The sequence below is a fragment of the Bacteroides sp. AR20 genome (assembly GCF_964250605.1).
Lineage (GTDB): Bacteria > Bacteroidota > Bacteroidia > Bacteroidales > Bacteroidaceae > Bacteroides > Bacteroides uniformis.
On sequence record NZ_CAXUGK010000055.1, the window covers coordinates 1 to 9,536 of the forward strand.

A 9,536-nucleotide genomic window follows, 5' to 3' on the forward strand; every position below is an offset into this window, starting at 1 on the left:
TTTGAAAACAGAATCCAGATATAAGAGAACTTATAACTGAATCCCGTTTCTATTTACACAAAATTATGGATACTGCCCATAAATTTATTCCAATCAATCTCGGTACGCTCTAGTTGCTTACCATTCAACCGACGACCTGCACCATCAAGATTATCCTTGAGCAATCTATCCACCTGCTTTTCCGTACTGATAGATGTAGTGTAAAAATGATAGATGTCAGAATCTTGAAGTTTATATAAGGTCTCTGCGGCATCCATAATCTTTTTCTTATCTGTAGTCCTATTCAATAAGACATCAGCCACATTACCCAACTCTTCAAAAGTACAGGCTCCCGAAAAATCCGGATCAGGAATAGACTCGGAAGACATCAATTCTTTCATATCCTCTTGCGACAATCTTTTCTGCGGTACAAAATTATCCTCTACATCTTCCGGATTGACATCCTCATCAACAGGTAACTCAACCTGCTTCAACTCTATTGAGCGTGTCGGAGTCTTGCGAGCGACTTCAGGGTCTTCATAATAGATGATGTTGGACTTTCCCATAACCTCATTCGGGTCATCAAAAACCACAGGCTTAATTTTAGGCTTAGGCTTTTCTTCTACGGGTGACTTCAATGTTTCATCTTGTGAAGTGTCTTCAAATCTCTTGGCAAGTTCCTCTACTATTGCTTGAGCTTCCAAATCAGAATAAGATGAAGGTTGAAATGCTTGCTCTTCAGACTGTACCTTCTGCAACATAGGTCTTTGCATTCTGGCTTTTCGCCTGTCCTTCCTCGCTTTCTCTTCCATCCGTTTCTTTCGATACTTCCACAATCTGATACGGGCAATACGAGCCCAATTGTGTAACATATTCCAGAAGTCATACATTCGCTGACTGAAAATCATATTCCATACTTTGTATAATATATAGGTTGCTGATACTGCCTTAACTGATAAATAGAAAATGGTTGTTGTCATAGTTGTTAAATTTTAGGTGGTGAAAATCGTTCTTTATAAAGTTGAGTTATTTCCTCAATGTTAAGTTCTATATGCTCTGCTATAATGTTACTGAGATAGCTTGCAATGCTGGTCTCTGGAGCAATCACGGGCAAAAAGTTCTTGATTTGCTCGTATAGCTGACGGTTCAGATACACTTGAACACGCCCCGACATAGGTGTATTCATCAAATACTTCTGTCTATAGTTGCTCTCTTCCTTTTTTTTGCGAGGCTTGGGCTTTTCTTGCACCACCTCTTCAACAGGTTCTTCCTCAGTGGTTATGGCTTCATTTAGAATCTCCTGTACAGAAGTTTCATTCTTAGAAACATTATCAGGTTCCCGCCCTGCCATATACCCCCTTATAAGATCCTCATCGACTTTTACGCTCTTCTTTGCCATAGTTATTTCAGTTTAAGTATTTCAAGAAGTTCATTGGCAAGTTCCTGTAATCCGCTTCCTTTGAGTTGCCCCGCAGGAGGAGGCAACAGCGAACATCGGAAATAGGTACGGGACGACATCGATAACTCCTTCTCGTATCGGCAAAGTTCAGGTATACTTGATTTCAGTACTTTTAATCCTGTCTTCTCCATCAACTCCGAATAGTTCTTGAGTACCTCCACATTGCTCCTTCGCTTTACCTTCGTCCAGAACATATAGATGTCCTTAAGCGGAATGCCTTTCTTTTCTGCCAAGAATCTCACCACACTGCTTGCGAAGCTGAAACTGCTATCCATTACAAAGTTGTCGGCAGCAATGGGAGTCAATACATAATCCACATTGAAAATGGTCTGTAAAACTCCGGGGACATCCATAGAACCTGGGAGGTCAATAAAAATGATGTCATACTCTCCAGTTTCAGCAAACTCTCCCGCAGTGGCGCGGGCCTCTTCGGGCCTTACCCTTTTGATAGGATAAATCTTACAACCTCGAAGTCTTTGCTCTTCAAGAAGCGTCATATACCTCTTGTTTTTCTCCACCATCTCCTTGTCTCGTTCGCGGAGATTATAAAGGCTACGCTGGGTAGCATCACAATCCACGATGGCTACACTCTTATCCATCGTATAGTTCAGGAGGCTGGCAAGGGCTACCAACATTGTACTTTTACCAACTCCACCTTTCTGGTTGCTTACTGCAACAAATACTGGCTTTTTCTTCATAACTGTAAATTTTTTAATGGTTAATTACTTATTACATTATTTGTCTATTACTTGGTTTGTTGGTTACTTGGTGATATGGTGACATTGTGCTCACCAACCAATAAGTCAACCTTTGTTTGTTGCAACGCCCCAATAATGCAATAATTATTTGCTTGCTTACTCTCACAATTTCACCAATCCTTAATCACATAATCAGGCAATCAATTATTGGTTTGTTGCACCATTTCTGACGCAAAGAAATAGCGAAAAATTGGAATAATCACTATGTCGTCAAGCCTCTGACTACACATGTCATCATATGTCATCACATTGCATATAACTCACTATTTATCAATAGAATACGCCTGTATAACTTTGCACCCGAAAGGTCTATAGACGCACGACGAACGGAGTTTTCGGATGCTTCTCTCTGAGGGAAACGGCGATAGCCAATTTTACGAAGGAAAATTCATGTTCAAGCGAACATAGCAAGTTGTGTTTTGGGCAGCCCGAAACGATTCGGGCAACCCCAAAACAACTTGCCGCTCGCCTGACGGCTCGGGAAGGGATTCACTCCAAAGTCGTGAATCCATAGCGGAAGTTAGTAACCAATAAAATGTAAAGTTATGGCAAATGACAAGAGACAAACAAGAAGAGATGTAACAGGAAGGCGACCTAAAAAGGATCCCGCTGTTTATCGTTACGGCATTAAACTAAATGCTGAAGAGAACGGACAATTTGAATTGCGGTTTGCAAAGTCTGGTCTTAAGTACAAGGCAAGATTTATAAAGGCAATGATTCTTGACCGTGAGATGAAGGTAGTAAAACTCGACAAGGCGGCTATGGATTACTACATACGCCTCACGAATTTCTATCATCAGTTCCAAGCCATCGGCAACAACTACAACCAGACGGTGCGAGCAGTGAAAGCCAACTTTGGGGATAAGCGGGCATTCGCCCTTGTCGCCAAGCTGGAGAAAGCCACACTGGAGTTGGTAGTACTGAACAAACAGATTATCGCCCTCACACGCGAGTTTGAGGAGAGGCACTTGAACCGTAAAAGCGGAGGTTGATATGGTGGCTAAAATCAACAGAGGTGCTTCACTCTACGGAGCCATCATCTACAACCAGCAGAAGGTAAACGAGGTGACAGGTCGCATCATAGCCGGCAACCGCATGATTACCGATTCTCTCTACGACCCTGATAGGATTGTCAGTCAGACGATGTTCGCTTTTGAGAGTTATCTCGCTGCCAACCGCAACACCGAGAAGCCTATCCTGCATATATCGCTCAATCCGACACTGGACGACAATCTTACCGACAGTCAGTTTGCGGATTTGGCAAGAGCCTATATGCAGAAGATGGGCTACGGCAACCAGCCCTACATTGTCTATCTCCACGAGGACATTGACCGCAGACATATACATATAGTATCTACCTGCGTGAATGAGAACGGTGAGAAGATAGACGATGCTTACGAATGGAACCGCTCGATGAAGGCGTGCCGAGAATTGGAGCAGATGTTCGGACTCAAACAGATTGCCGACAAACGCAGGGAACTATTGGAACCTTATCTGAAAAAGGCGGACTACACCCGTGGCGATGTAAAGCAGCAGGTATCGAATATCCTCAAGAGTGTTTTCACCTCGTATCGTTTCCAATCCTTCGGCGAGTATAGTGCCATGCTCTCGTGCTTCAACATCGAGGCAAAGCAGGTCAAGGGCGAGTTCGATGGCGAGCCCTATTCGGGTATCATCTATACGATGACCGATGATAATGGCAAGCCTGTCTGTACGCCCATCAAGTCCTCGCTTATCGGCAAGCGTTTCGGCTACGAGGGTGTGGAGAAGCGTATCGCCTACAATGCTCAGGAGTTTAGAGCGAAGAGGTGGCAACCCAAAATCCGCAATGATGTGGCTCTGGCTATGCACGGCTCTCGTGGCAACCGCGAGGAGTTCGTGCGTCTGCTCGGCAGCAAGGGCATTGATGTGGTGTTCCGCGAGAACGATGCAGGGCGCATCTACGGTGTCACATTCATCGACCACCACAACCGTGAGGTCTACAACGGTTCTCGTCTGGGTAAGGAGTTCTCGGCAAACACCTTTGAAAAACTCTTCAACTCGCAGGGTGACATACCGTGGACGGAGATGCCAAAGGGGTTCTCCGAGAGCCAGAGCCTATCATCGGCAGACCTCGAATCGGGCATAGAACAAGCCTTCGGAATCTTCTCGTTCGATGCTCCTGCAAATGATCCGCAGGAGGAGATGCTTGCCAAGCAGTACCAGAAGAAAAAGAAGAAGAAACAACGCCGTTCACGCGGCATATCGTAAACCAATTTCACTAACCATTAAAACGAATTAATTATGCAACAGGAAGATGATTTGAGAGGATTGGCAAAGGTCATGGAGTTCATGCGTGCCATATCCATTATATTTATTGTAGTACATATCTACTGGTTCTGCTATCAGGCTATCGTGGATATGGGTATCAACATCGGAGTGGTAGACAAGATACTGCTCAATTTTCAGAATACGGCAGGGCTGTTCAGCAACCTGCTTGTGACAAAGGTCTTCGCCATCATATTCTTGGCTCTGTCGTGCCTCGGTACTAAGGGCGTGAAGAATCAGAAGATGACCTGGCAGAAGATTTATGCGACCTTCCTCGGCGGTCTTGTACTCTTCTTTATGAACTGGTGGTTGCTCGACCTGCCGTTCTCGCCAATTGTGAATATGGTTATCTATATCATTACGATAACAGCCGGATATATCCTCCTGCTTATGTCGGGAGTATGGATTAGCCGTATGTTCAAGCATAACCTTATGGAAGATGTCTTCAATGTGGCCAACGAGAGCTTCATGCAGGAGACACGACTGATGGAGAACGAGTATTCGGTAAATCTGCCTACGAAGTTTGTCTATCAAGGCAAAGAATGGGACGGTTGGATAAATGTCGTGAATCCGTTCCGAGCAACCATCGTATTGGGAACACCGGGTAGCGGTAAGTCGTATGCCGTAGTGAACAACTACATCAAGCAGACCATAGCCAAAGGATTTGCCACATACATCTACGACTATAAGTTTGATGACCTATCGGTAATTGCCTATAACGAGCTATTGAAGAACATCGACAAGTACAAGGTAAAGCCGAGTTTCTATGTCATCAACTTTGACGACCCGCGTCGTTCACACCGCTGTAATCCCATCAATCCGAAGTTTATGGTGGATATCAGCGATGCCTACGAGAGTGCGTACACGATAATGTTGAACCTTAACAAGACATGGATTCAGAAGCAGGGCGACTTCTTTGTGGAATCTCCGATTATTCTTTTGGCTGCGATTATCTGGTATCTGAGAATCTACAAGGACGGTAAGTATTGTACCTTCCCACATACGATTGAGTTCCTGAACAAACCGTATGCGGATATCTTTACGATTCTGACCTCTTATCCTTCGTTGGAAAACTACCTATCTCCATTTATGGACGCATGGAAAGGTGGAGCCCAAGATCAGCTCCAAGGCCAGATAGCAAGCGCCAAAATTCCGCTGTCGAGAATGATTTCTCCGCAGCTCTATTGGGTGATGACAGGCGATGATTTTACCCTCGACTTGAACAATCCAAATGAGCCGAAGATACTCTGCGTAGGTAATAATCCCGACCGCCAAAATATCTACTCTGCGGCACTCGGACTATACAACAGCCGTATCGTAAAGTTGGTGAACAAGAAAGGTCAGTTGAAGAGTTCCATCATCATAGATGAGTTGCCAACCATCTATTTCCGTGGCATCGACAACCTCATTGCCACAGCACGAAGCAACAAGGTGGCGGTTTGTCTCGGTTTTCAGGATTACTCGCAGTTGGCTCGTGACTATGGCGACAAGGAGGCAAAGGTTATCCAAAATACGGTGGGTAACATCTTCAGCGGACAGGTGGTAGGCGAAACAGCAAAGAACCTCTCTGAGCGTTTCGGCAAAATACTCCAGCAGCGTCAGTCGGTATCTATCAACCGTCAGGACACATCAACATCTATCAACACGCAGTTAGACTTCCTTATACCTGCCTCGAAGATTTCGAACCTCTCGCAAGGCACATTCGTGGGTAGCGTGGCGGATAACTTCGGTGAGGAGATTGACCAGAAGATTTTCCACTCACGCATCATCGTGGATAGTGCAAAGGTAAGTGCCGAGACAAAGGCATACAAGAAGATTCCTATCGTCAATGAGTTCAAGGACGAGAACGGCAACGACATCATGCAGGAGCAGATAGAGCGTAACTATTCCCGTATCAAAGATGAAGTCGAGCAGATTGTTCAAGATGAGATGGAGCGTATAAAGGCTGATCCTGAGTTGCGTAAACGATTGTTACCGGACGAGAAGGACGAAGAGGATAACGATTAGAATCTGTATCCTATTTCTTACCGCAAAGGTTGTTCCGTGCCTTTCGGATTGAGCAAGGTCAAGCCCTGTGGGTGTCGTGGAAAAATCATCCTCGCCCTACGGGGCTTGCGGTATTTTTCCCGCCAACCTTGCACAATCCTACCCGGAACAGTCAAGGCGGTAAAGAAATAGAATACAGTGCTTCGCCTGTAATATGTATAACTTATATAATGATTGACTATGATTAGAATGACATTATCAGAGTATCTCCGTGTGCCAAAAGATTATCGCGGAGTATGGACCAACGAAAGATGGGATATCCCCAATTGGGCCGATATTAGAGAGAAACATTTAGGCAAGCGTACACTAATGACAAACATCAATGGTGGCACTTGTTTGGTCGTGGAAGGTATGGGATTGGAGATTATTGATGACTCCGATTGGAAGAAACCCGATGCAGTCAGAAAAGAGATAAGTCGCCAATGCTTGAAGTTCTTTACAGAGCGAGGTATCGAGCCTCACTATGCCGATTGCCTTATCCGCTATAATGACAACTACGATACCGTTGAAGTGCGTATCGCCATCGGAATGGATGTCGATACCGAAAAGGATGATGACATTTTCTTCTATTGCGACACGCTGGAAGACATGAAGTCACTTGCAGAAATCGGCTGTGAGGACTTTTGCATTGCCGACTGCTATGGCTTTGGAGTATATGAAGATTTATTATAAACCTAAAAAATATCGAGTATGAAGATTTTATGTCAAGAGCGTTATGACAAGGCTGTTGCCTACGCAAAGGAAATTAAGAATGACACCCTGCAAAAGTGTATTGACCGTTTGAAACAATGGGAAGAAAATCCAAACTGCCCGTGTGAGATTGAGCTATACTATGACTCTGCACCTCACTCATTCGGATTCCGACAAGTATATCCCGATGGCAGAACGGGTATTGTTGGAGGCTTGCTCTATCACGGACAGCCCGACCAATCGTTTGCCGTATTGATGAATCCTATTCACGGGTGGACTATACACACATAGATAAATTCAAATCCTTAAACTGATAAAGCCAACTTAGTTCTGTCAAGCGCAGGCTTAAGTTGGCTTTTCTTATGTTACTGAAGTTGAATTTTATTAGGCTTAAAAACATACATTGATGATTTATTGATTTTTTTCGGATCAATTTTGTATGTCTTAATTAAGTAATCCCTAAATGCTTGATAGTAGGAATTATCACATCTTGGATCAAATGTTATTTCTTCTATAAAATCGTCAACACTTATATCGTATTGTTTTATAAAATTCATCATTTCAGGTGATTTTGAATCTGTACGATAGATTAATCTAACCTCTTTTTCATGACTAAAATTGTTTCGCTTATAAAACAATGACTCCACTGCCATGCCATCTAAATTTAACGCCGAAATAGGATTAGCTGTCAACCATATATTTAAGTCCTTTTTAGCTTTATAATTAATCTTCCCAACAAAAGTTGATGCCATACATTTATCATCAAGATATGCTGAATCATACAATTTCCCAATAGTGGTTCTAATTCTAACACTTTGCTTGTCTTGAGAATAAATTCTCCATAATGCATCAGAATCCTTAAACAAGCTCCAGCATTGTCCAAATATTTGCTCTCCGATATTGGTGGCAGAAATAGGTGTTCCTTTTAATTCAAACTCTTGTTTGTAAAAGAAATTTTCATATGGATCTTCCCACGACAAAATCTTTACAAGGGTATTTTTGCCTTGTTGAAGCATTTGCTCCAAACGAAATAAAGGAATAATCCTATATATTTTCTCGTCTCGTTCTTCTGGAACGAGATTCCTCATATTATTGTTTTTGAAGTGTTCATTGATAGCCATACTATTATACATATTAATAATAGTACAAAATTACAGAGAATATTCCACAAGATAGAATGAATGAGAATATTTTTATATATGTGAGCGTGAAAATCCCGCTTCACTCGCCAAGTCCCTTCAAGAAGTTAACTCGGAGGGACAATACCTCCACGTTCAAGCCGAGGGTTTTCGGGCAAAAAATTCTCTGCGATAATTTTTCACCCGAAAAAACGCTCCGGTATCGCCGTCCGAGTTGAGACAGAGGTTGGGACTTAGCAAGCGAAGCGACCTACGACGCATAGTACAACAGGTCAAAAATCCATTGCGGTAAGATATGCCGCATCTCTATTCTCAACCTGACTGCCATATCTATATTTCATTATAAGGTCTATCAACCACCGCCATCTTTTTAGTGCCCGATTTTTTAAGTGGGGACAAAAGCAGCTCAGCTCTCAACTCTGCATATTACAAAAGTTATTTCATTTCGGTCATACCACCGCTTTTTCTCGCACCATTTTTTGCCTTCGTTTTCGCTTTTTCCAACCCCGTTTCTGTGTGGAGCGTTTTCCCTCTTTTCACCCTTGTTTTACCCCTTTTTGTGGCTTCGCTTTCGTGCCTGCTATGACAAGTGATGACACCTTATGACTTGTATAGTCTAACAACTTAAATGTCAATGTTTTATCAAATTTTGCTATATATATTTGCGGTGACAACATTAGTTATTAACGCTAAAAACTCACAGTTATGGCAAAGAAAAATGTAAGGGATGACCCTCAAAAAACACAAGTCACCGAGAACCCGCAGATGAGCGACATCGTGCTGGTTTTAGACAAGATGGAACTGCTCATTCAGGCGGTATCCGAAATCAACAAGAACGGCAAGTATTCCACCGTGCCGGCAGACAAAGAGCATCAGAACTCCTTTCTCAAGATTGACCGTTATGCGACCTTCTTCGAGAACTTCCTCAAGAACTTCTGGAGTCAGCTGAAAGACCCTACACACTTCGGTCTTTTCACGATGAAGGAGGAGGAGTTCGACAAGCCCGAAGTCAAGCAGGCCATCGAAGACCTTGCCGAAGGTAAGAAAACAAAAGCAGTGGAAGAGTTTCTCAAAAAGTATGTGGAAAATCCAGTGTAAGCTGCCCCCTAAAACCAAGCGATTCTGCCCCCTTGTGCTAAAATAATCCTACCCCCTTGA

The 9,536-nt window shown here is 43.3% G+C and carries 9 protein-coding genes and 1 pseudogene; 6 read left to right on the forward strand and 4 right to left on the reverse strand.

The annotated features are described in order from the left end of the window. Positions 1-53: 53 nt before the first annotated feature. The 3 genes from ACESTD_RS18130 to ACESTD_RS18140 are packed head-to-tail and all read right to left on the reverse strand — an operon-like array spanning position 54 to position 2,136. Complete coding sequence (locus ACESTD_RS18130; protein WP_373159086.1) at positions 54-959, reverse strand: DUF4122 family protein; 906 nt, start codon at positions 957-959, stop codon at positions 54-56. A 5-nt stretch (positions 960-964) separates the two neighbouring features. Further along, on the reverse strand, positions 965-1,378 hold the full coding sequence (locus tag ACESTD_RS18135) for a DUF3408 domain-containing protein (RefSeq protein WP_007664664.1): 414 nt from the start codon (positions 1,376-1,378) through the stop codon (positions 965-967). 2 nt (positions 1,379-1,380) lie between these two features. Beyond that, positions 1,381-2,136, reverse strand: a complete 756-nt coding sequence (locus ACESTD_RS18140) for a ParA family protein (protein WP_005794037.1) — start codon at positions 2,134-2,136, stop codon at positions 1,381-1,383. Positions 2,137-2,741: 605 nt separating this feature from the next. On the opposite strand from ACESTD_RS18140, the gene mobA reads away from it, so the two are divergent. The 5 genes from mobA (at position 2,742) to ACESTD_RS18165 (ending at position 7,530) form a co-directional block, all read left to right on the forward strand. Continuing rightward, positions 2,742-3,188 (forward strand): conjugal transfer protein MobA, encoded by a 447-nt coding sequence (mobA, locus tag ACESTD_RS18145; protein ID WP_373159085.1) that lies wholly within the window; start codon positions 2,742-2,744, stop codon positions 3,186-3,188. A 1-nt stretch (position 3,189) separates the two neighbouring features. Beyond that, positions 3,190-4,446, forward strand: coding sequence for a conjugal transfer protein MobB (gene mobB, locus ACESTD_RS18150; RefSeq protein WP_373159084.1), 1,257 nt, complete (start codon positions 3,190-3,192; stop codon positions 4,444-4,446). Positions 4,447-4,479: 33 nt separating this feature from the next. Beyond that, entirely contained in the window at positions 4,480-6,510 is a 2,031-nt protein-coding gene (gene mobC / locus ACESTD_RS18155; protein WP_373159083.1) for a conjugal transfer protein MobC, read from the forward strand. Between the two features lie 219 nt (positions 6,511-6,729). Then, on the forward strand, positions 6,730-7,221 hold the full coding sequence (locus ACESTD_RS18160) for a hypothetical protein (protein ID WP_373159082.1): 492 nt from the start codon (positions 6,730-6,732) through the stop codon (positions 7,219-7,221). An 18-nt stretch (positions 7,222-7,239) separates the two neighbouring features. Beyond that, positions 7,240-7,530 carry a DUF4120 family protein gene (locus ACESTD_RS18165; protein WP_178296734.1) on the forward strand — a complete coding sequence of 97 codons (291 nt, stop codon included), beginning with the start codon at positions 7,240-7,242 and terminating at the stop codon, positions 7,528-7,530. A gap of 74 nt (positions 7,531-7,604) precedes the next feature. Here the strand turns inward: ACESTD_RS18165 and ACESTD_RS18170 are convergent, their stop codons facing one another. Continuing rightward, complete coding sequence (locus ACESTD_RS18170; RefSeq protein WP_373159081.1) at positions 7,605-8,360, reverse strand: DUF2971 domain-containing protein; 756 nt, start codon at positions 8,358-8,360, stop codon at positions 7,605-7,607. A gap of 723 nt (positions 8,361-9,083) precedes the next feature. Between ACESTD_RS18170 and ACESTD_RS18175 the strand changes: the two are divergent. Next, positions 9,084-9,458: pseudogene (locus ACESTD_RS18175) on the forward strand (copper amine oxidase); the annotation flags it as partial. Positions 9,459-9,536 lie beyond the last annotated feature (78 nt).

Bases quoted from the DNA above. Each gene is read 5' to 3' on its own strand.
- ACESTD_RS18140 (WP_005794037.1), bottom strand. From the start codon at position 2,136: ATGAAGAAAAAGCCAGTATTTGTTGCAGTAAGCAACCAGAAAGGTGGA.
- ACESTD_RS18170 (WP_373159081.1), bottom strand. From the start codon at position 8,360: ATGGCTATCAATGAACACTTCAAAAACAATAATATGAGGAATCTCGTT.
- mobA (WP_373159085.1), top strand. From the start codon at position 2,742: ATGGCAAATGACAAGAGACAAACAAGAAGAGATGTAACAGGAAGGCGA.
- mobC (WP_373159083.1), top strand. From the start codon at position 4,480: ATGCAACAGGAAGATGATTTGAGAGGATTGGCAAAGGTCATGGAGTTC.
- mobB (WP_373159084.1), top strand. From the start codon at position 3,190: ATGGTGGCTAAAATCAACAGAGGTGCTTCACTCTACGGAGCCATCATC.
- ACESTD_RS18135 (WP_007664664.1), bottom strand. From the start codon at position 1,378: ATGGCAAAGAAGAGCGTAAAAGTCGATGAGGATCTTATAAGGGGGTAT.
- ACESTD_RS18130 (WP_373159086.1), bottom strand. From the start codon at position 959: ATGACAACAACCATTTTCTATTTATCAGTTAAGGCAGTATCAGCAACC.
- ACESTD_RS18160 (WP_373159082.1), top strand. From the start codon at position 6,730: ATGATTAGAATGACATTATCAGAGTATCTCCGTGTGCCAAAAGATTAT.
- ACESTD_RS18165 (WP_178296734.1), top strand. From the start codon at position 7,240: ATGAAGATTTTATGTCAAGAGCGTTATGACAAGGCTGTTGCCTACGCA.